The organism is Porphyrobacter sp. AAP60, assembly GCF_001296025.1.
Taxonomy (GTDB): domain Bacteria; phylum Pseudomonadota; class Alphaproteobacteria; order Sphingomonadales; family Sphingomonadaceae; genus Erythrobacter.
Map to the genome: position 1 here is coordinate 22,374 of NZ_LJHV01000009.1, position 21,625 is coordinate 43,998.

At 63.8% G+C, this 21,625-nt stretch carries 23 protein-coding genes; 10 read left to right on the forward strand and 13 right to left on the reverse strand.

All coding sequences use genetic code 11. From position 1 onward, the window contains the following. Positions 1 to 86 precede the first annotated feature (86 nt). The 3 genes from IP79_RS09525 (at position 87) to IP79_RS09535 (ending at position 3,127) form a co-directional block, all read left to right on the forward strand. A complete protein-coding gene (locus IP79_RS09525; protein WP_054119070.1) occupies positions 87 to 344 on the forward strand; it encodes an ATP synthase F1 subunit epsilon in 258 nt (85 codons plus the stop codon). 166 nt (positions 345 to 510) lie between these two features. After that, the gene (locus IP79_RS09530; RefSeq protein WP_054119071.1) at positions 511 to 2,622 is read left to right on the forward strand and encodes a prolyl oligopeptidase family serine peptidase; all 2,112 of its coding nucleotides are present in this window, start codon (positions 511 to 513) and stop codon (positions 2,620 to 2,622) included. A gap of 250 nt (positions 2,623 to 2,872) precedes the next feature. Beyond that, positions 2,873 to 3,127, forward strand: coding sequence for a DUF1153 domain-containing protein (locus IP79_RS09535; protein WP_054119072.1), 255 nt, complete (start codon positions 2,873 to 2,875; stop codon positions 3,125 to 3,127). Between the two features lie 17 nt (positions 3,128 to 3,144). Here IP79_RS09535 and IP79_RS09540 read toward each other — a convergent pair whose 3' ends face one another. From IP79_RS09540 to glmU, 4 genes are read right to left on the reverse strand one after another with little or no spacing between them, the layout of a single operon-like run. Then, the gene (locus tag IP79_RS09540) at positions 3,145 to 3,741 is read right to left on the reverse strand and encodes an SOUL family heme-binding protein (RefSeq protein WP_054119073.1); all 597 of its coding nucleotides are present in this window, start codon (positions 3,739 to 3,741) and stop codon (positions 3,145 to 3,147) included. Between the two features lie 55 nt (positions 3,742 to 3,796). Beyond that, positions 3,797 to 4,063, reverse strand: a complete 267-nt coding sequence (locus IP79_RS09545; RefSeq protein WP_420705626.1) for an HNH endonuclease — start codon at positions 4,061 to 4,063, stop codon at positions 3,797 to 3,799. Continuing rightward, entirely contained in the window at positions 4,056 to 4,760 is a 705-nt protein-coding gene (locus IP79_RS09550; protein ID WP_156318241.1) for a hypothetical protein, read from the reverse strand. The genes IP79_RS09545 and IP79_RS09550 overlap by 8 nt, the downstream gene beginning before the upstream one ends. Next, complete coding sequence (gene glmU, locus IP79_RS09555; protein ID WP_054119076.1) at positions 4,757 to 6,136, reverse strand: bifunctional UDP-N-acetylglucosamine diphosphorylase/glucosamine-1-phosphate N-acetyltransferase GlmU; 1,380 nt, start codon at positions 6,134 to 6,136, stop codon at positions 4,757 to 4,759. Before glmU ends, IP79_RS09550 begins: the two co-directional genes overlap by 4 nt. Positions 6,137 to 6,212: 76 nt before the next feature. Between glmU and IP79_RS09560 the strand changes: the two genes are divergently transcribed. The 3 genes from IP79_RS09560 to IP79_RS09570 all read left to right on the forward strand — a co-directional run bounded on the left by IP79_RS09560 (position 6,213) and on the right by IP79_RS09570 (position 9,228). Then, positions 6,213 to 6,908 (forward strand): HAD-IA family hydrolase, encoded by a 696-nt coding sequence (locus tag IP79_RS09560; protein WP_054119077.1) that lies wholly within the window; start codon positions 6,213 to 6,215, stop codon positions 6,906 to 6,908. Between the two features lie 137 nt (positions 6,909 to 7,045). After that, complete coding sequence (locus IP79_RS09565; RefSeq protein ID WP_054119078.1) at positions 7,046 to 7,975, forward strand: SDR family NAD(P)-dependent oxidoreductase; 930 nt, start codon at positions 7,046 to 7,048, stop codon at positions 7,973 to 7,975. A gap of 65 nt (positions 7,976 to 8,040) precedes the next feature. Next, positions 8,041 to 9,228: a hypothetical protein gene (locus IP79_RS09570; RefSeq protein ID WP_054119079.1), complete on the forward strand. Its 1,188-nt coding sequence runs from the start codon at positions 8,041 to 8,043 to the stop codon at positions 9,226 to 9,228. 4 nt (positions 9,229 to 9,232) lie between these two features. On the opposite strand, the gene IP79_RS09575 is transcribed toward IP79_RS09570, so the two are convergent. Genes IP79_RS09575 through IP79_RS09590 form a run of 4 tightly spaced genes read right to left on the reverse strand, consistent with a single transcriptional unit; the run spans position 9,233 to position 12,354 of the window. After that, the gene (locus IP79_RS09575) at positions 9,233 to 9,571 is read right to left on the reverse strand and encodes a DUF2794 domain-containing protein (protein WP_054119080.1); all 339 of its coding nucleotides are present in this window, start codon (positions 9,569 to 9,571) and stop codon (positions 9,233 to 9,235) included. A 23-nt stretch (positions 9,572 to 9,594) separates the two neighbouring features. Then, a complete protein-coding gene (gene epsC / locus IP79_RS09580; protein WP_054119081.1) occupies positions 9,595 to 10,323 on the reverse strand; it encodes a serine O-acetyltransferase EpsC in 729 nt (242 codons plus the stop codon). Positions 10,324 to 10,367: 44 nt separating this feature from the next. Continuing rightward, positions 10,368 to 11,039 carry an HdaA/DnaA family protein gene (locus IP79_RS09585; RefSeq protein WP_054119082.1) on the reverse strand — a complete coding sequence of 224 codons (672 nt, stop codon included), beginning with the start codon at positions 11,037 to 11,039 and terminating at the stop codon, positions 10,368 to 10,370. Between the two features lie 13 nt (positions 11,040 to 11,052). Beyond that, positions 11,053 to 12,354 (reverse strand): hypothetical protein, encoded by a 1,302-nt coding sequence (locus tag IP79_RS09590; protein WP_054119083.1) that lies wholly within the window; start codon positions 12,352 to 12,354, stop codon positions 11,053 to 11,055. Positions 12,355 to 12,423: 69 nt separating this feature from the next. Between IP79_RS09590 and purM the strand changes: the two genes are divergently transcribed. The 3 genes from purM to IP79_RS09605 all read left to right on the forward strand — a co-directional run bounded on the left by purM (position 12,424) and on the right by IP79_RS09605 (position 15,838). Then, positions 12,424 to 13,521, forward strand: a complete 1,098-nt coding sequence (gene purM, locus IP79_RS09595) for a phosphoribosylformylglycinamidine cyclo-ligase (protein WP_054119084.1) — start codon at positions 12,424 to 12,426, stop codon at positions 13,519 to 13,521. Between the two features lie 110 nt (positions 13,522 to 13,631). Continuing rightward, positions 13,632 to 14,597: a phosphoribosylglycinamide formyltransferase gene (gene purN / locus IP79_RS09600; RefSeq protein ID WP_054119085.1), complete on the forward strand. Its 966-nt coding sequence runs from the start codon at positions 13,632 to 13,634 to the stop codon at positions 14,595 to 14,597. Then, positions 14,597 to 15,838 carry a sulfotransferase family protein gene (locus tag IP79_RS09605; RefSeq protein WP_233994161.1) on the forward strand — a complete coding sequence of 414 codons (1,242 nt, stop codon included), beginning with the start codon at positions 14,597 to 14,599 and terminating at the stop codon, positions 15,836 to 15,838. Before purN ends, IP79_RS09605 begins: the two co-directional genes overlap by 1 nt. A 53-nt stretch (positions 15,839 to 15,891) precedes the next feature. Here IP79_RS09605 and ndk read toward each other — a convergent pair whose 3' ends face one another. The 5 genes from ndk to IP79_RS09625 form a co-directional block, all read right to left on the reverse strand. Beyond that, on the reverse strand, positions 15,892 to 16,314 hold the full coding sequence (gene ndk, locus IP79_RS09610; RefSeq protein ID WP_054119086.1) for a nucleoside-diphosphate kinase: 423 nt from the start codon (positions 16,312 to 16,314) through the stop codon (positions 15,892 to 15,894). A gap of 139 nt (positions 16,315 to 16,453) precedes the next feature. Beyond that, positions 16,454 to 16,960 (reverse strand): hypothetical protein, encoded by a 507-nt coding sequence (locus tag IP79_RS09615; RefSeq protein ID WP_054119087.1) that lies wholly within the window; start codon positions 16,958 to 16,960, stop codon positions 16,454 to 16,456. A 62-nt stretch (positions 16,961 to 17,022) separates the two neighbouring features. Further along, positions 17,023 to 17,457 carry a DNA polymerase III subunit chi gene (locus tag IP79_RS09620; protein WP_054119088.1) on the reverse strand — a complete coding sequence of 145 codons (435 nt, stop codon included), beginning with the start codon at positions 17,455 to 17,457 and terminating at the stop codon, positions 17,023 to 17,025. After that, positions 17,454 to 17,603 carry a DUF2256 domain-containing protein gene (locus tag IP79_RS15220; RefSeq protein WP_082337149.1) on the reverse strand — a complete coding sequence of 50 codons (150 nt, stop codon included), beginning with the start codon at positions 17,601 to 17,603 and terminating at the stop codon, positions 17,454 to 17,456. The genes IP79_RS09620 and IP79_RS15220 overlap by 4 nt, the downstream gene beginning before the upstream one ends. Before the next feature lie 12 nt (positions 17,604 to 17,615). Continuing rightward, complete coding sequence (locus tag IP79_RS09625; protein ID WP_054119089.1) at positions 17,616 to 19,076, reverse strand: leucyl aminopeptidase; 1,461 nt, start codon at positions 19,074 to 19,076, stop codon at positions 17,616 to 17,618. Positions 19,077 to 19,227: 151 nt separating this feature from the next. Between IP79_RS09625 and IP79_RS09630 the strand changes: the two genes are divergently transcribed. Then, the gene (locus tag IP79_RS09630) at positions 19,228 to 21,522 is read left to right on the forward strand and encodes an LPS-assembly protein LptD (RefSeq protein WP_156318243.1); all 2,295 of its coding nucleotides are present in this window, start codon (positions 19,228 to 19,230) and stop codon (positions 21,520 to 21,522) included. Positions 21,523 to 21,625: the final 103 nt, after the last annotated feature.

The window sequence follows — 21,625 nt, forward strand, 5'->3', positions numbered from 1 at the left end:
GAAAAGGCCCACCCCGCTGCGACTAGCGAGCAAGCTCGCAAGTCTCACTGCCCCTCCCGCAGGCGGGAGGGGGATTGGAACACAAAATGGCACTGCACTTCGAACTCGTCACCCCCGCCAAGCTCGTCCGGTCGGAAGACGTCCACATGGTGGTCGTCCCCGGCACCGAGGGCGAATTCGGCGTGCTGGAGGGTCACGCGCCCTTCATGAGCACCATCCGCGACGGGGCCGTTCAGGTCTTCGCCACAGCGAACGCAGCGCCGGAAATCATCCAGGTGCGCGGCGGCTTTGCCGAGGTCAATGAAAAGGGCCTCACCGTGCTGGCGGAGCACGTCGAGGGGTAACCTTGGCATCAATCGACCAACGAGAAACAGGGGCGGGCCAATGGCTCGCCCTTTTTGTTTCTGCCCCCTTCCCTTTGCGCCTCACCCTCGGCACAACACCGTCCAGCACATTCCCTTGAGGAGAGGACGCTTGAAACTTGTCTCCACTTTCGCACTGGCACTCGCAATGACCGTAACCGCAACCACTGGCGCAGCCGCTCAGGAACCTGCGGCCGAAGCCCCCATCCCCGGCCCCGAACAGGATCCCTATATCTGGCTGGAGGAAGCCCGCTCGCCCGAGGCACTCGAATGGGTCGCCAAGGAGAACGAGCGCACGCTGGCCGCCTTTGAAGCCGATCCGCGCTATGCCCAGTTGAAGACCGAAGCGCTGGCGATTTTCGACAGCGAAGACCGCATCCCATTCGTCAGCTTCCGCCCCGATGGCCTGTACAATTTCTGGCAGGACAAGGCGAACCCGAAGGGCGTTCTGCGCCGCACTACGCTGGAAAGCTATCGCACCGACAAGCCGGAATGGGAAGTGGTGCTGGATATCGACGCACTCGCCAAGGCCGAGGGCAAGGAATGGGTCTATCAGGGCTCGACCTGCCTGCCGCCCGCCAACACCAAGTGCATGATCGCGCTGTCTGACGGTGGTGAAGATGCCACCATCATGCGTGAATTCGACACGTCGACCAAGCAGTTCGTCGAAGGCGGCTTTGTGCTCGATGCCAAAAGCCAAGGCGGCATCAGCTGGATCGATGAAGACACGCTGCTGGTTGGGCGCGGCTTTGGCGAAGGCACGCTGACCGCCAGCGAATACCCCTTCACCAGCCGCGTGTGGATGCGCGGCACATCGATTGCCGAGGCGCCTGAAATCTTCCGCGGCGAACCGACCGACGTGTGGGCGGGCGCCAGCCTGCTGCGCGACAACACCGGCACCATCCACGCACGCACCGCCTTCCGCGGTGTCAGCTTCCACGAAAGCCTCTACTTCGTCGAGAAAGATGGCGAGTGGCTTGCGCTCGATATTCCCAAGAAGGCATCGCCTTACGGGATCGTCGATGGCCACCTGCTCTATTCCACCGATGAAGACTGGACGGTGGACGGCCAGACTTTCCCCGCCGACAGCCTGATCGCGGTCGATCTGGAGGAATGGAAAGCCAACCCGAACGGCGCGAAGAAAACGCTGGTCTGGGCGCCGGGCGAGCGGCAGACCAAGCAGGGCGGATCGATCACAGGCAGCGCGCTGTTCGTGACGCTGCTCGACAACGTCGTCGGCAAGGTGCTGCAGTTCAATTTCGAAGACGGCAAGTGGGTCAGCAAGCAGGTGCCGCTGCCCGATAATGCCACACTGGGCATTGCTGCGTCTTCGAACGAGACCGACCAGATCATGTATACGGTCAGCGATTTCCTCAATCCCACGACGTTGTATTACGACGATGGGGCGGGCAATCCACAGGTGCTGAAGACCAGCCCGGCCTATTTCGTGCCCGAAGGCATGGAGGTTGAACAGCATCAGGCGACCAGCAAGGACGGGACGCAAATCCCCTACTTCATCGTCAAGCCCAAGGGGATGACACTGGATGGCTCCACCGCCACGCTGCTGACCGGTTACGGGGGCTTCCAGATTGCACGCCTGCCGGGCTACCTCGGCTCGACCGGCAAGCTGTGGGTGGAAAAGGGCGGCGCCTATGTGCTCGCCAACCTGCGCGGCGGCGGCGAGTTCGGGCCGAACTGGCACCAGACCGCGATCCGCGAAAACAAGCAGCGCACCTGGGACGATTTCATCGCGGTGGGCGAGGATCTGGTGAAGCGCGGCTTCACCAGCCCCAAGCATCTCGGCATTCAGGGCGGCTCGCAAGGCGGTCTGCTGGTGGGCACCTTCTTCACCCAGCGCCCCGACCTGCTGAACGCGGCGATCGTGCAGATCCCGCTGTTCGATATGGTGCGCTATCACCTGATCGGACGCGGGGCTTCGTGGATCGGTGAATATGGCGATCCGCGCATTCCCGAACAGCGCGCATGGATCGATGGCTATTCGCCCTACCAGAAGATCGTGGCCGGGGTGGATTACCCCTCGCCCTTCCTGTGGGCATCGACCGCGGATGATCGCACCCACCCCGCCCACGCGCGTAAGGGAGCTGCCAAGCTGAAGGAACTGGGCCAGCCCTATTATTACTTCGAAGATACCACCGGCGGCCATTCCGGCGGGGTCGATAACGAACAGCGCGCCAAGCTGCAGGCGCTGCAATATGTCTACCTGATGCAGCGCCTGATGGGGCCTGCGACCGGCGGGTAAACACCTTTCGGCCAAGGACTTTCAAAGGGGCGGTTCCACCACGGAACCGCCCCTTTTTGCGTTAGTCGCGGAAGGCAACGCAACTGCCTGTAAAACAACCCGACACTTTGCCCTCGGTTCATCGCACCAGCGGAACGGGAGGGATCATCAACGCCAGTTTAACCATCTTTCGCAGCCACTCGTTAAGTCTGCCCGTCAACATTGGGTCCATCGGGGGCGATGACGAGCACATGCGAAGAGGAACAGACCGATGGCCTACCCCAACAACGTTTCGATCGCCGATGCGATCAAGAGCTATTACGCACTGCCGCGCAATCACCGCGTCCACTGGTCCAAGGCGCGCAAGGATGAAGTGGTGCGGGCCGTGCGCGATGAAGCGATCAGCTTTGCCGAAGCGCGCAACCGCTACCTGCTGAGCCGCAGCGAGTTTGCCCAGTGGGAACGCGATTATATCGCTACGGGTGGCGATGCCGCCAGCGACAAGACACGCATGCAGGACGCCTGACGCGTGATCAGACCGTGCTATTGCGCCGCGACGGGGATCAGAACCTCGTTGCGGCGCAGCGGGCCGGGCACCATCGGGGCATCGTAAAAGGCATACTCCGCCTCGCCCGCTGGCATCAGGCCCTGCCCCATCAGCCAGTCGCGCAGACGGGCTTCCATCAGGGCCAGATCGCGGCCCGATCCGTTGCCGGAAAACCGGATCGCAGCCATACGCCGCGCCGGAACCTGCGTCAGACCGATATTGGCAGGCGCGGGCGGCAAGGTTTCCAGCGAGTACTTAGCCGGCATCACAAAGCGCATCCGCCATTCATTGGGCGCAGTTTCTTCCTGCAATACTGGCGCGGTCATGGCGATGCTTTCTCCGCCTTCGGGCCGATCCTGCCCGAAGATATAGGCAGCCAGCCTGCGGAAGCTGGCCCCGCTGGCGCGCTGGCGTTCGCCTGACGAGGTGACTTCGGCCACGACCAGCTGCGGGTAATCGCGCAGCGCAAAATCGCCCTCCGCAGCGACAAGAGCGAATTCGGGTTCTTCTGTCGTGCGAGCTTGCGCATACACGGCGGCGGCTCCTACTGCGGCGAGCGCGACCCCGGCGGCGATCCAGCGTCCGGTTTTCATGGCGTGTCTCCTTGGTTACGACTTTCCAAGTCGGCGGAGCATTCGAAAGTTCCCGTTACCGCGTCGGCGCGTCGAAATCGGCGGGCTTGTTCGCCACCCAGGCGACGAATTTTGCGATCGCCGGATTGTCGCGGATCGCTTCTGCATTATCGCCAATGCGGGCGAGTTCGTTGTTGGTGAAGTTGGCGTGGATGGTCTTGTGGCAGATCGGGTGGATCGGCACCTTGATCTTGCCCTTCTTGGCCTTGGGAACAGGGTGATGCCATTGCACGATATCGCCCAGCGGGCGGGTGCAGAGCCAGCAGTTGTGTGAGTTACTCAATGGTGTCCGCCTCTGCTGTCTGGCCTGTATAGAGATCATCGGGTTCGCCAAACACCCGCTGTGCCGCGCTGTAATTTACCGGAATATCCGCCTGCTTGCCTTCGCACAGACGCAATCGTCCCGGCCGACCGTTGCGCTCGATAATAACGCCGTCGCTGATTGCCGGCCCGCTGCCGTTTTCTTCAACGCTGGTGGCGACCATGCGGCTGAACACGATGTAGCTGGTGTCACCGTTCACGAAACGGATCTGCGATTCGCCGCCCCGTGCCCAGGATGTGTCGGCAGACCACGACCCGTCCTGCAGAACCAGTTCCGGGTTTTCGCCGCCATAACGATATTCACCTTCGCCCTGCCTGGTTGCGCAAATGGAGAGCGGTTTTCCGTTTCTGATCTTGCAGTGGAAAATGGCCTCTTCACCCTGCCTGCATGCCGCCGCCGCGATCCGCCGTGTTTCGCCATCCAGCGCCGCAATCAGGCGCGCTTCATCATCGGGCAGCCCAATATCGGACGGCACTTGGGCCTTCGGTTCGGAGCCAATGACGGTTTTATTGGCATCATCAGGGGAAAACGGCTGTGCAGCTGCGGGCTCCGCCGATTTGGAGTCTGCGCGCTCCCGCTCCTGACAGCCTGCCAACACCGCCACGAACGCCAGCAAGCTTGCTGTAAAACAGGCGGGATTGCGCAGCGGTACCCTCACTTCTTCTCCGCCGCTTTCTTCTTCTTCATCGCATCGTGGAAGCGGTCAGCCCAGCCGTCTTTTACCAGTTGTTCGGCGCGCACCATCCGCAATTCGCCCGGCGCGACATCGCGGCTGACGGTGCTGCCCGCCGCGACGATGGCATCGGCGCCGATGGTAACAGGGGCGACCAGCGCCGAGTTGGAACCGATGAAGGCGCGCTCGCCAATCACGGTCCTGTATTTGAAATAGCCATCGTAATTGCAGGTGATCGTGCCCGCGCCGATATTTGCGCCCGCGCCGATGGTGGCATCGCCCAAATAGGTGAGGTGGCTGGCTTTCGCGCCCTCGCCCAGCACCGCGTTCTTCACCTCCACGAAATTGCCGACGAAACTGCCTGCCTCCAGCACCGTTCCGGGGCGCAGGCGGGCAAACGGGCCGACCTTGACCCCGCTGGCCAGCTTCGCGCCTTCGATGTGGCTGTTGGCGCGGACCAACACGTTGTCAGCGATGGTCACACCGGTGCCGAAGAACACATTGGGTTCGATGGTGACATCGCGGCCCAGTACTGTGTCGTGCGCAAAGAACACGGTATCCGGCGCAATCAGTGTCGCACCTTCGTCCATCGCCTGCACCCGGCGGGCCGCCTGCCAGCGCGCTTCCGCAGCCGCAAGTTCGGCGCGGCTGTTGATGCCTGCAACTTCGTCCGCTGTCTCGGCGACAATCACCGCACAAGGTTTGCCATCAGCAATCGCAATGTTGACGATGTCTGGCAGGTAATATTCGCCCTGCGCATTGTCGTTTCCGACCCGTGCGAGCAGCGCGAACAGATCGGCAGCGCGCGCGGCAATCAGGCCGGAATTGCACAAGTGGCAGGCCCGCTCGCCTTCGTCCGCGTCCTTGTATTCGACCATCTTGACGATCCGGCCATCATCATCCGCGATCACCCTGCCATAAGCGAGCGGATCTTCCGGCTCGAACCCCAGCACAACCGCGGCAGGCGTATCATCCGCGTGCAGCCGTTCGAGCATCGCCTGCATGGTCGCAGCCTTGACGAAGGGCACGTCGCCATAAAGCACCAGCACATCGCCGGCGAAGCCTGCCAGCGCACCCTCGGCCTGCTGCACGGCATGGCCGGTGCCAAGCTGAGGTTCCTGCAGGCAGGTCGTCGCCCGCGTGCCCACGGCCTTCTCGATCTGCTCGCGCCCTGCGCCGACAACTACCGCCAGCCGTTCCGGCCCCAGTTCCGCCACGCTCGCCATAAGATGGTCCAGCATCGGCCGCCCGGCGATCTTGTGCAGCACCTTGTGCGTATCGCTTCTCATGCGGGTGCCCTTGCCCGCAGCAAGGATGATAGCGGCGAAGGCCAGATCGGGTGAATGTGTCGTGGTCGTCATGATAGCCCCTGTAAGCAAACCTGCGCTTGCCAGCAAATGCTTGCGGTTTGATGTAGCTTGCGGCACCCGCCCCGGCATGACGGATATTCCTTTCGACGCGATCGGTTTCGATCTTGATGGCACCTTGCTCGATACCTTCCGCGATCTGGGCGCGGCGGTGAACCATGCGCTGGTGCTGGGCGGGTTAGACGCGGTGCCGCTGGAAACCAGCAAGGATCTGATCGGCGGCGGAGCCAAGATCATGCTGGCGCGCGCGGTCGAAGCGCAAGGCGGGCTGCCCGATGACGAATTCAAGCGGCTCTACAAGGCGATGCTGGCCTATTACGAAGGCCATAATGCAGTCCACACCGCGCCCTATCCCGGCGTGCGCGAGGTGCTGGCGGAACTGGCGGCGCAGGACGTCAAGATGGCGGTGGTGACCAACAAGTTTGAAGCCTTCGCCCGCTCTGTCCTGACCCAACTGGATCTGATCGACACCTTCGAAACCGTGATCGGCGGGGACAGCATGGGCAAAGGCCCCGACGGGCAGTACCTCGCCAAGCCGCACCCTGCCCCTGTGATCGCTGCACGCGCGGCGACGGGAGGGGGCCGCTTTGTGTTCATCGGCGATTCCACCTATGATGTGCGCAGCGCGAAAGCGGCGGGCGTTCCGGTGATCGCGGCGGCCTATGGCTATTGCGACAAGCCGCCGCATGATCTGGGCGCAGACGCGGTAATCGATTCGTTTGACGCGCTGATTCCCGCGTTGAAGGGTCTCACCCCGGCAATCTGACCCTACGGCATCGCACTCTGTCAGTTCGGCGGTTGCAAGCCACGCGTGAAAGTGCCACGCAGCGCCCGCAAATCAGCTTTACGCAGGCGTAAACCGCGCCGCCCGAAGCCGCAAAGATCAAGGACAGGAGAAACATCATGACCATCAGCTTCAAGGACAAGGTCGCCATCGTTACCGGTGCAGGCGGCGGGCTCGGCAAGGCCTATGCGCTCGAACTCGCCCGGCGCGGCGCGAAGGTTGTCGTCAACGATCTGGGCGGATCGCGCGATGGCACCGGCACGTCGGATGCCGCAGCGCAGGTCGTCGCCGAAATCGAAGCGATGGGCGGCGAAGCCATCGCCAACGGCGGATCGGTGACCGAATTCGAACAGATGGAAATGATGGTCGCCGACGCCAAGCAGAAGTGGGGCGGCGTCCATGTGCTGATCAACAACGCCGGCGTACTACGCGACAAGACCTTCATCAAGATGGAGCCAGCCGACTTCGAATTCGTGGTAAAGGTGCACCTCACCGGATCGGCTTTCGCCACCAAGGCGTGCTGGGAAACCATGCGCGAACAGGGCTATGGCCGCGTGCTGATGACCGCGTCTTCGACCGGTCTGTTCGGCAATTTCGGCCAGGCCAACTACGGCGCGGCCAAGCTTGGCCTTGCCGGCCTGACCAAGACGCTGCAGCTTGAAGGTGCGAAGTACAACATTCGCTGCAACACCCTGTCGCCGGTCGCAGGCACCCGCATGACCGAAGACCTGTTCCCCGAAGAAGCGTTCAAGCTGTTCGCACCCGAGAATGTCGTGCCCGCCGCGCTGTTCCTCGTCAGCGAAGACGCGCCGACCAACGCCATCGTCGGCGCAGGGGCTGGCGGGTTCCACTCCTCGTGGACTGTCATGAACGATGCCGTGTGGCTGCCGGAAGCAGATCGTACCGTCGAAGGCTTTGCCGCGCATTGGGAAGAGATCAACGCCTTCACCAACCTTGCCGCCCCGCAATCGGGCAGCGAGCAATCGGGCAATATCCTGAAAGCGATGCAGAAGGTCACCGGCACCGGCCCGGGCAGCGCGCGGGGCTGAGCCAAGCTGTATTGACAAGCTAAGACACCGGCGTCATCCTTCCGGCAATTTCAGGGGGATGACCGGTGTATAGCGACGAAGATCTTAATTCCGCCGTCGCCGCAGGTGCATTGAGCGCCGAGGCGGCGGCGAATTTCCGGACGCATATGAGCCGGATGCGCCATCTGCCGCACGCTTCGGAAGAAGATTTCCGGCTGCTCAACAGCTTCAACGATATTTTCGTCAGCATCGGGATCGTGATCCTGCTGGTCGCGCTTGGCGCGATCGGGCAGGCACTGGCGGATGCCATCGTGCCTAGGCCGGATTGGTCTGACTTCAATGCCAACATGACATCTCAGGCGATGGATGATTGGAGCCGCGGCCGTGCGCTCAATGATGCGCTTGGCGTGTCGTTTCCAGCTGTCCTGATTGCCGCCGCAGCATGGCCTTTGGCCGAATTTTTCACCCGCAAGCGGCGCATGGCGCTGCCTTCGATCCTCCTACTCCTCGCCTTTGTTGGCGGCACCTTTGCAATGGCGGTGGGCGGCGTGATGCTGATGGTCAGCGGCCCCGATCGCGTAAGCGACACGCTCGGCGCAGTTCTGGTGGCAGGCGCCGCCTTGTTTGCGGCGGGTGCGGCGTGGCTGCACTGGCGGCGCTTCATGGTGCCAATCACCGTTGCCGCAGGCACGGCAGCGATTGCAGGCACAGTGCTTGCGCTTCTCGCCGCAGCAATCGGGCCCGACAATCTTGGCGAGAAGGTGATGCTTGCGCTTATTTTGGTCGCAGGAATCGCGGTCTTCGCCTTCGCGATGCGCTGGGACACGTCTGATCGCGCGCGCACCACCCGCCGCTCCGATGTCGCCTTCTGGCTCCACCTCACCGCCGCGCCCATGATCGCGCATCCGATCTTCGCGCTGCTGGGCGTGACCGAAGGGGATAACCCCGGCATGGGCGCAGCTCTGGGCGTCATCGGCGTTTACATCGCCTTCGGCCTCGTCGCGTTGGCGACCGACCGGCGGGCGCTGCTGGTTTCGGCGCTGGTCTATGTGCTGTTTGCGCTCACGTTCCTGTTTCAGGAATTCGGCGCGGTTGAGCTGAACTTCGCGCTGACCGCGCTGGTGATCGGTTCAGCCCTGCTCAGTCTGTCGGCCTTCTGGCAGCCGATCCGGCGTGCGGTGGTGACCCTGCTTCCGCCGGCCCTGCAAGCGATGCTGCCCGCGACCGAGGAGCCTACCTTTGTGCCGGTGGCGGACGCCAGCCCGGCGGCTTAGGCACCTAATCCACCGCTTTCATCAGCCGCCGTTCCATCGGCGCGAGCACATTCGCCAGATCGTGCCCGCGTTTCAGCACCTGCCCGTGTTCGCCGAACAGCGTCCACATGCCTTGTTTTGATCGCAGCGCCGGGCGCTTTTCCACCCGCGCCTGGGGCTTTTCTGCCGTGCGGCGGAATGCAGCGAAGGTGGCGGCGTGGCGATCGAAATCCATCGCGTAATCGCGCCATTCCCCGGCGGCGACCATCCGGCCATAAAGATCAAGGATGCGCTGCAATTCGGCGCGCTCGAAGCCGACCTGCTCTGGATTTCGGGCGGGGAAGGCCACCACCTGCCCTGCCATGCCCGGCCCCTGAGCGCCCGCCTTCAATCCGCTGTCCCGTTTTTACGCTGCAATTCGGTCTCCACCGGCGCGCGTTCGGCCAGCATCGCTTTCATCACCGCCAGTTCCTCGCGCAGCGCGGCGACTTCGGATTCGAGTTTTTCCACGCAATCGCGGCGCGGGCGGCCCTGATCGTCGCACGGGGGATCATCGCAGGGCGTGCCATAGGGGATGAATTCCTTGATCCAGTCCTCGGCCGGAACCAGCGTGGAACGCGCCTTCAATCCGATCATGGTTGCGCCCGCGGGCACATCATCGGTGACGACCGCATTGGCACCCACGCGCCCGCGTTCACCAATGGTAATCGGCCCGATGATCTGCGCGCCCGATCCGATGATGACATTGTCGCAAATGGTGGGGTGGCGCTTGCCGCCTTTGCCATTGGTGGGGTTCGTCCCGCCCAAGGTCACGCATTGGTAGATCGTGACATTGTCACCGATCTCCGCCGTTTCCCCGATCACCGTAAACCCATGGTCGATAAACAGGTTTCTGCCGATGGTGGCTCCCGGATGGATATCGATCGCGGTCATCAGGCGCGAAAAATGATTCACAAACCGCGCCAGAAAATACAGCTTCGCTTCGAACAACCAATGCGCAATGCGATGGAAGCCCAGCGCCAACACGCCCGGATAAAGCAGGATCTCCCAGCGCGAACGCGGCGCAGGGTCACGTGCGCGCACGGATTCCAGATAGCTGATCAGCCGTTCAAACATGGCCCCTCACAATTCCCACCAAAAGACGATCATTGCAATCGTCGCTAGATCAGGCGCTGCTGTTCGGGGCCGTGAAGGGCTTCGAGCGCCGCGCGCCACACAGACATGGTAGCGGGCGCCTGGCGTTCAAGAGAGATGCGATCAATCACTGCCACCAGCGCTTCGATCGCGGCAAAGCTGCGGGTGGTGCGCGGCACCAGATATTCGGCCGCGCCTTCAGGCAGGGAAAGACCGCGCTGCTGCGCATGGGCAAGGATCAGCGCGCCCGCCATCGCATCATCCGGCGCGGCGATTTCCAGCAGCAGCGATCCGCCGATGCGCGAGGCCAAATCGGGCAAACCAATGCGCCAGCCGCCGCCTGCATGATCGCCTTCCTCATCAACATTCGCAACCAGAAGCAAAGCCGCCCCTTCGCGCGCGCCGCCCTGCTGCACCGCATTCCAGCGGTGGAACAGATCGGTTTCATCGGCGCTTTCGGCATCATCGATTACATCTAGCCGATCAGGCCCGGCGAGGCCCTGCGCCCAGCGCGCCAGCAGCGATTTGCCCGAACGCGGCGGCCCGCTGAGCACGGCAACGTGAAACGGCCAGCGCTCGGGCGTTTGCAGGGCTTCGATCACCTGTGCGTTGGCATTGCCGATCACGATCCGCTGCGCGGCGCTATCCTTGCGGGTGGCAAGCGGCAGGGCAATCTGTGAGGGAGGGGGGGCATTCATCGCCGCGCGCTGATCAGCGGCTGATGGCGAGCGCGTTGGCTCCGCGCCGCACGGCAAAACCGCGTGCTTCGAGCGCCGCAGCGAGTTCTTCCAGCGATCCGGCATAAGTTACCGCCATCACCGAAGTGCCGCCGATGGCCGTGCTGGTCACGCCGACAGCGCGCACACCCGAAGCCCCGCGCACCGCGCCCAGCGCGCCATCAAACGCGCCGGCATCAGGGGTGGCAAACTGAACTGTGACAACCCGCACCTGCGCCTCGCCCGGTTCGACGCCCGTCACAGGCTGCGAATCGATCCGCGGGGCATTGCCCGATGCTGCTGCCGCCGCTTGCGCCGCCGCTGCGGCATCGCGGGCGCGGATCGCGCGGCCGATCTCGATCAACCGCTGGATCGCGGGGTCAGCTTCTCCGCCCGAACCCATTCGCAAAGTCGGATCAGGCCGCAACTTGCCCGCTGCCAGCGCGCTGGCAAATACCGAATCCATCCGCTCGACCGCCTGTGCCAGCATCGCGGGCACCCCGTCCGGCTCTTCGGCCTTCAGCGTGAAGCTCTCCAGCGGCAAGCTGTCAGGGCCATAGCGCGCCGTAAACGTGCCGCTGACCGGCCCGCCGGGAAACTGGTGATCGATCCGCGCGAACGCCATCAGCACATCGGTTGCGCCATATTGGTCAAGCGTTGATCGCCACCATGCCCGGCTGCGGCGGCCCGCCTGCCCGAAATTGACCAGCAGCGAATCGCCCCCTGCCCCGCTCAGGCGCACATAATCGATGCGGCTGGTGCCGGGGTTGAACTCGGCCCAGGCGCGCTGCCACGGGGTGCGCTGTTCGAAAGTAACAAAGGTGCCGCCGCTTTCCATTGCCGGGATCAGCAACAAAGGCGCCGATCGGCTCGCCTGCGTCTTCCCGCCGAGATAGCCGCCCGCACGCTGGCGATCGAAAATGACGCCCAGCGTGGCGATGTAGCGCCGGGGGCCGAGTCGTTCCCGTTCGATCACGATGGCTGATACCATCCCGTCCAGCTGCCCGTCGGACAGTTTCGGCCCCTTGAGCTTGGCCCAACCCTGCCGCACCGCCTCGCGCCAGCCATTGGCGCGCGCGTCCTCGGCACTTTTGCCCTGCACATCGACGCTGATTCCGCGCACTTCGATATCGGAACTGGCGGCAGTGGGCGCGATCCCGCGCTCGCCTGCAACCTGTGCCACCAGAGCGTAGCCGCCGCCCAGCAGCGCCAGCGCCAGCATAGCGCCGCCGAGGCCGCGCAGCACGGGCCGGGAATGGGCGGCACCATGGCCGGGAAGGGAAAGCGACGCTCTCATGGGGAAAATCGCTTGTCCTTTGCCCAAACGCGAGTGGAATTCCAAGCGCGAAAGGCTAAAGCGGCGTGCATGACCACCAAGAACTCTTCTTACACCTACGCCGATGCCGGTGTTTCGATCGCTGCGGGCAATGCGCTGGTGAAGGCCATCGCCCCGCTGGCCAAGGCCACCGCACGCCCCGGCGCGACGAGTGAACTCGGCGGGTTTGGCGGGTTTTTCGATCCCAAGGCGGCCGGATACAGCGATCCGTTGCTGGTGGCCGCCAATGATGGCGTGGGCACCAAGCTGAAGCTGGCAATCGAACATGACCGGCACGATACGGTGGGCATCGATCTGGTGGCCATGTGCGTCAACGATCTGATCGTGCAGGGCGCGGAGCCATTGTTCTTCCTCGACTATTTCGCCACCGGCAAGCTGGAGAACGGCGTGGCCGAGCGGGTGATTGCGGGCATTGCAGAAGGCTGCAAAATCGCCGGATGCGCGCTGATCGGCGGCGAGACGGCGGAAATGCCGGGGATGTATGCCGCGGGCGATTATGACCTTGCCGGCTTCTGCGTCGGCGCGGTGGAGCGCGGCGAGCAGCTGACCGGCGACAAGGTTGCCCCCGGCGACGTGCTGCTGGGCCTTGCCTCATCCGGCGTCCATTCCAACGGCTATTCGCTGGTGCGCAGGCTGGCGGCGGACAAGGGCTGGAAACTGAACCGCCCCGCCCTGTTCGATCAGGATCAATTGCTGATCGACGCGCTGATCGCACCAACGCGCATTTACGTGTCGAGCCTGCTACCGCTGATCCGCGCCGGCAAGATCAACGCGCTGGCCCACATCACCGGCGGCGGCCTGCTGGAGAACATCCCGCGCATCTTGCCCGATGGCGCGCACGCGGTGGTCGATGCCGATCTGTGGGAACAGCCGCGGCTGATGGCTTTCCTGCAAGCTCAGGGCCATATCGAACCCGAAGAAATGGCGCGCACCTTCAACTGCGGGGTCGGCATGGTGCTGGCCGTTGCCGCCGATCAAGTGGCCGATGTTACCGCAGCGCTGGAGGCGGCAGGCGAGACTGTCGTCACCGTCGGCACGATCGAATCGGGCGACAAGGGCTGCACCGTGCGCGGCAGCGTGGAAACGTGGGCTGCGAAGGCTGATTGGGAAGCGACTCACCTCGCCTAATCACTTCCGTTCGCCCTGAGCTTGTCGAAGGGCCGTCTTTACTTTCTATCTCGCGAGAGAAGAGCAGTGCTTCGACAAGCTCAGCACGAACGGCAGGAGGGGACGGCGCAATGACAGACAAAGCCAAAATCGCCGTCCTGATTTCCGGTGCGGGCACCAATATGGCCGCGCTGCTCTATGCCAGCCGCCTCGGCGATGCGCCTTACGAGGTCGTGCTGGTCGCCAGCAATGATCCCGCCGCACCCGGTCTCGCACTGGCCGCGCTGGAAGGCGTGCCGACCTTCGCCCACCCCCACAAGGGCATGACCCGCGAGGTGCACGATACCGCGATGGAAGCCGCCGTACTGGCGGCAGGGGCGGAATATATCGTGCTGGCCGGATATATGCGCATCCTGTCTGACGGGTTTGTCGAGCGCTGGGCGGGCCGGATGCTCAACATTCACCCCTCGCTGCTGCCAAAATACAAGGGGCTCGACACCTTCGCCCGCGCCATTGCAGCGGGAGACAGTCACGCGGGCGCGAGCGTGCATCTGGTCACGCCCGATCTCGATTCAGGCGAAGTGCTGGCGCAGGCCCGTGTTGCCATCGCGCCCGGTGACACGCCCGCCAGCCTTGCCGAACGGGTGCGCTTTGCCGAACATCAGCTCTACCCGCGCGCCGTGGCCGATTACGTGTCGCGCTGGCGCAATCCGGCGTGGCTGCTGGAACAGGTGCGCGCGCGTGCCCTTGCCCTGCCCGAAACCTGCGAGCAGGACAGCTTCGGGTCGGCCGGTTTCCGTGCCGGCACAGGCAAATCGGGCAAGTATTTCGCCTATTTCTCCGATCGTCCCCATGGCCATGATCGCATCGCGCTGTTGGTGAAGGCTGGCGGGATGGATGAACTTAACGCTCTCGTTGAAGATCAGCCGGACATCTATTTCAAGCCCGCCTTCTACGGCGCGAGCGGCTGGGTTGGCATCGTGCTCGACCGGCCTGACCTCGACTGGGGCGATATCGACGCATGGCTGGAACGCAGCTGGCGCGCCGTCGCGCCCAAGCGGCTGACGCGCTTCTTGGCCATCGCGGACGAATTCTGATGGCAACCCGCGTTATCCCGCCCCGCGATCATCCGCTGGCGCGCGGGCCGATGGCGCAGCGGGCCAATGATTTTCTGGGCAAGGCATGGCAGCGCGGCTGGTTGTCCCCGCCAGATCTTGATCCGGATGCCCTGTGGGCACTGGCCACCAAGCCCTATGGCGCGCGCGCCGCAGCAGCAGAGCATGGCGGGCGCAGCGGCGATGACGTCGCCGATTTCCGCGAGCGGCTGGAACGGCTGTGCGCCAGCATTGCGGCAGAGGCGAACCTGAACTCGCTGGGCCGGGCAATGGCCTTCGGGCAGCTTTCGCGGGTGGTGAAAAACCGGCTGGCGTTCGGCGCTTTGTGGAGCGATCGGCCCGAACTGCTGGAAACGCCGCTGGCCGCGCCGATCATCGTCATCGGCCACATGCGCAGCGGGACGACGCGGATTCACACTCTGCTCGCCGCAGATCCGGGCCATTCGCACACCCGTTATTGCGATGCCTATCACCCGGTGCCCCCGCGTTACGGGGCGCGGCTGGGGATGAACCGGGTAAAGGCGGCGCTGGAACTGGCGATGCTGGGGATGCTCAACCCCTGGCTGCAATCGATCCACCCGATGGCGCCTGCTGCCGTCGAGGAGGAACTGGCGTGGATATCCGCCGCGCTGCACCATTCGATTTACGAATCGCAGTGGCACATCCCGGCCTATTCGGCCTGGAGCGAGGGGCGCGATCCCGCCCCGATCTACCACGAAATGACGCGCATTCTGCGCACCGATGCCGCCTCGCGCGCGGTGGCAGACAGGCCCCGCGTGATGAAGGTGCCCGCCTTTGCCGAAGACCTCGCCACGCTGCTTGACGCCTTCCCCGATGCCCGGCTGGTGATCGCCCACCGCGAACATGGCGCCGTGCTGCGCAGCGCCGTATCACTCGCCGCGAACCAGATGGCGATGCAATCGGACGCCTGCGATCTGGGGGCGATCACGGCGCGCTGGGAACACAAGATCGCGCTGAGGGAGGCGCGGATGGCGGATGCGCTTGCGGGATGGAAGGGGCCGGTGGCGCGGCTGGATTTCGAAGAACTGGGCGACGACTGGGAGGGCGCGATCACACGCTGCTATGCCGATCTCGGCCTAACCCTGACGCCCACAGCCTTGGCGGCCATGCGCAAGCAGATGGCGGCGAGCGAAACCGGCCACCACCTCGCCCATTCGGCGCAATTGGCGCGCTTTGCCGGAGCGGGCCAAGGGCATCCATAGCAAAAGGGCCGCCCCAAACGGGACGGCCCTTCGCATTTCATCAGGCGACAAAATCAGCCGACGATTTCTTCCGGCTTGAAGAAGAACGCGATTTCGATCGCGGCGTTTTCTTCGCTGTCCGAGCCGTGGACGGTGTTTTCACCGATCGACAGCGCCAGTTCCTTGCGGATCGTGCCCGAAGCGGCATCGGCCGGGTTGGTCGCGCCCATCACTTCGCGGTTCTTGGCAACAGCGTCTTCGCCTTCCAGAACCTGCACAACCACCGGCTCGCTCATCATGAAATCGACCAGTTCGCCGAAGAACGGACGTTCGCGGTGCACGCCGTAGAAACCTTCGGCCTGTTCGCGGGTCATGTGGATGCGCTTCGACGCGACAACGCGCAGGCCGGCGTCTTCCAGCATCTTGGTGACCGCACCGGTCAGGTTGCGGCGCGTGGCATCGGGCTTGATGATCGAAAAGGTGCGGGTAACCGCCATGATAAGCTCCTGTGAACGTCTTTTTAGGGAAGAGGTATTGGCCGCGCCCGTAGATGTTGCGCTGCAAAATGGCAAGCGCCCGCGCACAGGCGCAGCGCGCGGGGCGCTGGCATCGCAAAAACGGCGTCCCGAAGCGGGATCAGCGCTTTGTCTGGCTGCCGATGATGATCTGGCCGGAGGTCGGCTCACCACTGGTAGCGGTGACTGACAGGCTCGATCCGTCGCTTTCGCGCTTGCCCGCGATCATTGTGGTGCCGTTGGTGTTCATTTCCAATTCGATGTCGAACCCTGCCGATTTGGCCTGTTCGCGGTAATGCGCGATAACCGCGTCCGGTTTGGCATCGGTTTCGAACATCACCATCGTGCCTTGCCCGTCGGGCTGGTTGACCACGGTGCTGGTGACCACCTTAGTGCCCGCAAGCAGGCTGAAGCCGCCGGGCAGATTGACCGGCACATCGCTGCCCGATCGCAAGGTGGCGGTGCCATCCTCGCCCCTGATCGTCATACTGGTTTCGCCAGTATCCTTGTCGATGGTGTACTCGGCCTTGTCGCCCTCTTCGGTGGTGAATTCGCCCGAGGTTTCCGACCCGCAGGCGGAAAGCGCCATGGCGGCCACGCTTGCCAGCGCCAATCCCGAATTACGCATTTGCTTGTCCCCCAATCACAAGGTCACGCAGCATCACCGATCACGCGGAAGGGTGCAAGCCCCTAACCCTTCTTCATCCAACGCCCGTCCTGCTGTTCGAAATAGGCGCGCTCCACATCCGCGCGGCCATCCTGCGCGCGCCATGCCTGCCGGGCGGCGGGGGCAGCATCGGGCGGGAATAACAGGAACACGCGGCCAAAAGCGTCGGTATCGCGGAACGCGCCATCGGCCAGGATCAGGTGGGTCGCACCATTGCGCGCGTTGATTTCGGCAGACAGCAGGATCGGCTGGGCTTCGCCCCCCGGCGCATCTGCCTCGCCATTGGCAAGGAAGCTTTCCGGCCCGGCCTGCCACAATGCGCGGGATATGGCAGCGCGCTGATCGGGATCGCCTGACACGACCAGCAGCCGCGCGCCCTCCCCCAGCACCCGCTTGGCGATCAGCGCGACGACCTTTTCGACCGGATCATCAGTATATTGCCAGAAATCAAGTTTCATGAGGCGGACTTAGAACGTCGGCAGCGGTCGGAACAATACTTCACATTGTCCCAATCCCGCTCCCACTTCTTGCGCCACGCAAATGGCAAACCGCAGGCGAGGCAGGTCTTGGTCGGCAGGTCGGATTTGCGCCTCATCTTGGGCATGAGGCGCGCTCCTTACTTTTCGACCACATCCCGCACGAACTGGTCGAGCAGGCGCGCGCCGTATCCCGTCGCGCCCTTGTCCCAGGTGTGGCCCGGCTTGTTCGACCAGACCATGCCCGCGATGTCGAGGTGCGCCCACGGGGTGCCGTTCTTGATGAAGCGTTGCAGGAACTGCGCCGCGGTGATCGATCCGGCTTCGCGCGGGCCGACATTCTTGATGTCTGCAATCGGCGAATCGATCAGCTTGTCGTAATTCGCGCCCAGCGGCATCCGCCACAGCTTGTCGCCGGTGGCCTTGCCCGCTGCGGTCAGCTGCTCGGCCAGCGTATCGTCATTGGCGAACATGCCGCCATGTTCATTGCCCAGCGCAATGATCATCGCGCCGGTCAGCGTGGCGAGATCGACGATCCGCGCTGCATCATACTGTTCCTGCGCCCAATGCAGCGCGTCACACAGCACCAGCCGCCCTTCGGCATCGGTGTTGAGCACTTCGACCGTCTGCCCGCTCATGGTGGTGACGACATCGCCGGGGCGCTGCGCCATGCCATCGGGCATGTTCTCAACCAGCCCCATCACGCCGATCACGTTGGCCTTGGCCTTGCGGCTGACGAGTGCGAGCATTGCGCCGGCGACTGCCCCTGCACCGCCCATGTCCCACTTCATATCTTCCATGCCCGGCGGCGGCTTCAGGGAAATGCCGCCGGTATCGAAGGTGACACCCTTGCCGACAAACACAGTCGGCTTGTCACCCGCTGCGCCGCCATTCCAGCGGATCGCGATCAGTTTCGATTCACGTTCAGACCCGCGCCCCACGCCGACCAGCGCGCCCATGCCGAGCGATTCCATCTCGGCTTCGCCCAGCACGGTGATTTCCGCCCCGGTGCCTTCAAAGGCTTTCTGGCAGGCGACAACGAAGGTTTCGGGATAGATGATGTTGGCCGGCTCGGTCACCAGCGTGCGGGTGAATTCCACGCCCTTGGCCAATGCGGCTTCGCGTTCCCATGCGGCTTCGGTGCCTTCGGGAGCGCCGGTTACGTGGACTGTTTCAAGGCTCGGCTTCTTGTCGGCGGCCAGCTTGGTGCGGTAGGCATCATGGCGCCAGCCGCGCAGGCGCACGCCCAGCAGCACGGCAGCCGCTTCATCGGCAGACAGGCCCGCCTGCCCCAGATCGAGCACCATCGCCTTTTCGGTCGATACCAGAAACTTCGCTGTCAGCGCCGCGCCCGCACGCTCGCAATCCATCCGCCGGTCAGCACCGTCAGCCTCGCCCGCCCCTGCCAGCGCGATCCGCTTGACCGCGCCATCAACGCTGGCAAAGCCTTCGAACACCTGCCCGGCGCGTCCGGTAAAGCGCGATGCCGCCGCGCCTTCGACCAGTGCCGGTTCCAACCCGGCAAGGGCAGCGCCCTGATTGACCACACGTGCGATCAGACGGACAGCGGCAGGCGGGGTGGAGGTGAAGAGGATCTGCATGGGTTCTCCGCAAGAATGGGGTCACAACGCCAAAACCGATGCGCACGCCAGCCTGATGCGCGGACCGCCTGTTCGGCAGCCGCGACAAGCCGCGCGCACGGGGGCGCAAACGCGATTGCGATTAGGCGCGAGCGGTGCAATAGGCAAGGCCATGTCGGGAAGCTCGTCGATCGCATCGCGGATGCATGTCACCGCAGGCTCGCGCTTCCCGGCTCGGGCGGCGGTGTCGTGTGCTGTGCTTGCGCTGCTGGGCTTGGCCGCGCCGCTGGCCGCGCAGGAACAAGCAACCGCCCCCCAAATCTTGGGCGAAACCGCTGCTGCGCCCGCACCCGCCGATCAGCCACGCGCAATCGATTTCGAGGCGAGCGAGCTTTCCTACAACAACGAAACCGAAACCGTCACCGCCAGCGGCAATGTGATCCTGCGATCCGAAGACCGGTCAGTACGGGCGGACGCGGTGACGTGGGATCGCCGCAGCGGGCAGATCCTCGCAACCGGTAATGTGCGGCTGGTGGACGAGGCGGGCAACCAGCTTTTCACCGATCAGGTCGAGCTGACCGAAGAATTCGACACAGGCGCGATGAGCGAGCTGCTGATCGCCCTGCGCGCAGGCGGCCGCCTAGCCGCAAGATCGGCGCAGCGCGGGGCCGATGGCGTCGCCGTGCTGAACGACGCTGCCTATACCGCCTGCCCGGTCGTCGATGCCGAAGGCTGCGCCGCCGATCCCAGCTGGCGCATCACCGCCAAGCGGGTGACCTATGACCAGAACACCAGCATCGTCAGTTTTTCTGGCGCAATGCTGGAATTGTTCGGTGCGCGCATCCTGCCGCTGCCGGGTCTCGGCTTTCGCACCGATGGCAAAGGCACGTCCGGCTTCCTGATCCCCGACGTGCGCGTCACACAGGTCAACGGGCTGGAGCTGACCGGCGAATATTACTGGCGCCTTGATGATAACAAGGATCTGACGCTGGGCGCCTATGTGTTTTCCAACGTCGCCCCGATGGCGAGCGCAAAATGGCGGCACCTGACCGAAAAGGGTGCCTACCAGATCACCGGCTATGCCACAGCCAGTGACCGGTCGACCGACTTTACCGGCGCGGACAGTTTTCAAAGCGACCCGCGCGGCTATCTGGATGCCAACGGCCGTTTCCAGTTCTCGCCCGACTGGAGCCTGACCGGATCGATCCGCCTGGCCAGTGATCGCACCTTCCTGCGCCGCTATGATATCAGCCGCGATGACCGGCTGCGTTCGACCATCGATCTGGAACGCATCACCGATAATTCCTACCTCTCGATCGCGGGCTGGGCGACGCAGACGTTGCGGCTGAATGCCGATCAGGGGCAGGTGCCACTGGCGCTCCCCGCGATCGATTTCCGCCAGAAGCTTGCCGATCCGGTGCTGGGCGGGAATGTGATGTTCCAGGCCAACAGCCTGGCCCTGCTGCGCAAGGACGGGCAGGATACCCAGCGTGCCTTTGCCGGGGTGCAGTGGGATATGAAGCGGCTGACCGGCATGGGTCAGGTCGTCACGCTGACAGCGCTGGCCCGCGGCGATGTTTACAACACCGACAATGTGCTTGCGACCAGCACCGCCATTTATCGCGGCAATGAAGGCTGGACCACCCGCGGCATCGCCACCGCCGCGCTCGATATCGAATGGCCGTTCGTGGGCGAGGCATTCGGCGGCACGCAGGTGTTCAAACCGCGCCTGCAACTGGTTGCCAGCCCCAAGATCCGCAATCTGGCTGTGCCCAACGAAGATGCGCGCGCGATCGATCTTGAAGATTCCAACCTGTTCGCGCTCAACCGTTTCCCCGGTTATGACCGGGTGGAAGATGGCACCCGCGTCACCTGGGGCGTGGATTGGGAATTGCAGCGCCCCGGCTGGCGCGTCAAATCGACCATCGGCCAATCCTTCCGCATCGAAGCCCCGCGCGATGATATCTTCCCCGAAGGCACGGGCCTGTCCGAACGGGTGTCGGATTTTGTCGGACGCACCGAAATCCGGTTCCGCAATCTGGTAAGCCTCACCCACCGGTTCCGGCTGGACAAGGACAATTTCACGGTCCGCCGCAACGAAATCGATGCTGCCATCGGTTCGCGCCGCACCTATCTCGAAGTCGGCTATCTGCGGCTGGATCGCAACATCGCCACGGTCGAGGATCTGCGCGACCGCGAAGAAGTGCGCGCTGCGGCCCGCATTGCCATCGGGCGCAAATGGTCGGTGTTCGGATCGGGCGTAGTCAACCTGACCGATGCCGATGATGACCCGGTGTTCCTGCCCGACGGGTTCGAACCGATCCGCACCCGGCTTGGCGTGGCCTATCAGGATGACTGCATCGAATTCGGCGCAACCTGGCGGCGCGATTTCATCGATGCGGGCGATGCGCGGCGCGGCAATGCGTTTCAGGTGTTCTTCGCACTGCGTAATCTGGGGTTCCGTTAAACAGCACGAATTGGCAGCGCCGGGAAATCGGGCTAAGGGCTGCGCAAGTGGCGGGGGGCCACGCCTTGGGGGATCGGGCGGAACTCAGCTTCCGTTCAGCCGA

Bases quoted from the DNA above. Each gene is read 5' to 3' on its own strand.
- IP79_RS09525 (WP_054119070.1), top strand. From the start codon at position 87: ATGGCACTGCACTTCGAACTCGTCACCCCCGCCAAGCTCGTCCGGTCG.
- IP79_RS09530 (WP_054119071.1), top strand. From the start codon at position 511: ATGACCGTAACCGCAACCACTGGCGCAGCCGCTCAGGAACCTGCGGCC.
- IP79_RS09535 (WP_054119072.1), top strand. From the start codon at position 2,873: ATGGCCTACCCCAACAACGTTTCGATCGCCGATGCGATCAAGAGCTAT.
- IP79_RS09540 (WP_054119073.1), bottom strand. From the start codon at position 3,741: ATGAAAACCGGACGCTGGATCGCCGCCGGGGTCGCGCTCGCCGCAGTA.
- glmU (WP_054119076.1), bottom strand. From the start codon at position 6,136: ATGACGACCACGACACATTCACCCGATCTGGCCTTCGCCGCTATCATC.
- IP79_RS09560 (WP_054119077.1), top strand. From the start codon at position 6,213: ATGACGGATATTCCTTTCGACGCGATCGGTTTCGATCTTGATGGCACC.
- IP79_RS09565 (WP_054119078.1), top strand. From the start codon at position 7,046: ATGACCATCAGCTTCAAGGACAAGGTCGCCATCGTTACCGGTGCAGGC.
- IP79_RS09575 (WP_054119080.1), bottom strand. From the start codon at position 9,571: ATGGCAGGGCAGGTGGTGGCCTTCCCCGCCCGAAATCCAGAGCAGGTC.
- epsC (WP_054119081.1), bottom strand. From the start codon at position 10,323: ATGTTTGAACGGCTGATCAGCTATCTGGAATCCGTGCGCGCACGTGAC.
- IP79_RS09585 (WP_054119082.1), bottom strand. From the start codon at position 11,039: ATGAATGCCCCCCCTCCCTCACAGATTGCCCTGCCGCTTGCCACCCGC.
- IP79_RS09590 (WP_054119083.1), bottom strand. From the start codon at position 12,354: ATGAGAGCGTCGCTTTCCCTTCCCGGCCATGGTGCCGCCCATTCCCGG.
- purM (WP_054119084.1), top strand. From the start codon at position 12,424: ATGACCACCAAGAACTCTTCTTACACCTACGCCGATGCCGGTGTTTCG.
- purN (WP_054119085.1), top strand. From the start codon at position 13,632: ATGACAGACAAAGCCAAAATCGCCGTCCTGATTTCCGGTGCGGGCACC.
- IP79_RS09605 (WP_233994161.1), top strand. From the start codon at position 14,597: ATGGCAACCCGCGTTATCCCGCCCCGCGATCATCCGCTGGCGCGCGGG.
- ndk (WP_054119086.1), bottom strand. From the start codon at position 16,314: ATGGCGGTTACCCGCACCTTTTCGATCATCAAGCCCGATGCCACGCGC.
- IP79_RS09615 (WP_054119087.1), bottom strand. From the start codon at position 16,960: ATGCGTAATTCGGGATTGGCGCTGGCAAGCGTGGCCGCCATGGCGCTT.
- IP79_RS09620 (WP_054119088.1), bottom strand. From the start codon at position 17,457: ATGAAACTTGATTTCTGGCAATATACTGATGATCCGGTCGAAAAGGTC.
- IP79_RS15220 (WP_082337149.1), bottom strand. From the start codon at position 17,603: ATGCCCAAGATGAGGCGCAAATCCGACCTGCCGACCAAGACCTGCCTC.
- IP79_RS09625 (WP_054119089.1), bottom strand. From the start codon at position 19,076: ATGCAGATCCTCTTCACCTCCACCCCGCCTGCCGCTGTCCGTCTGATC.
- IP79_RS09630 (WP_156318243.1), top strand. From the start codon at position 19,228: ATGTCGGGAAGCTCGTCGATCGCATCGCGGATGCATGTCACCGCAGGC.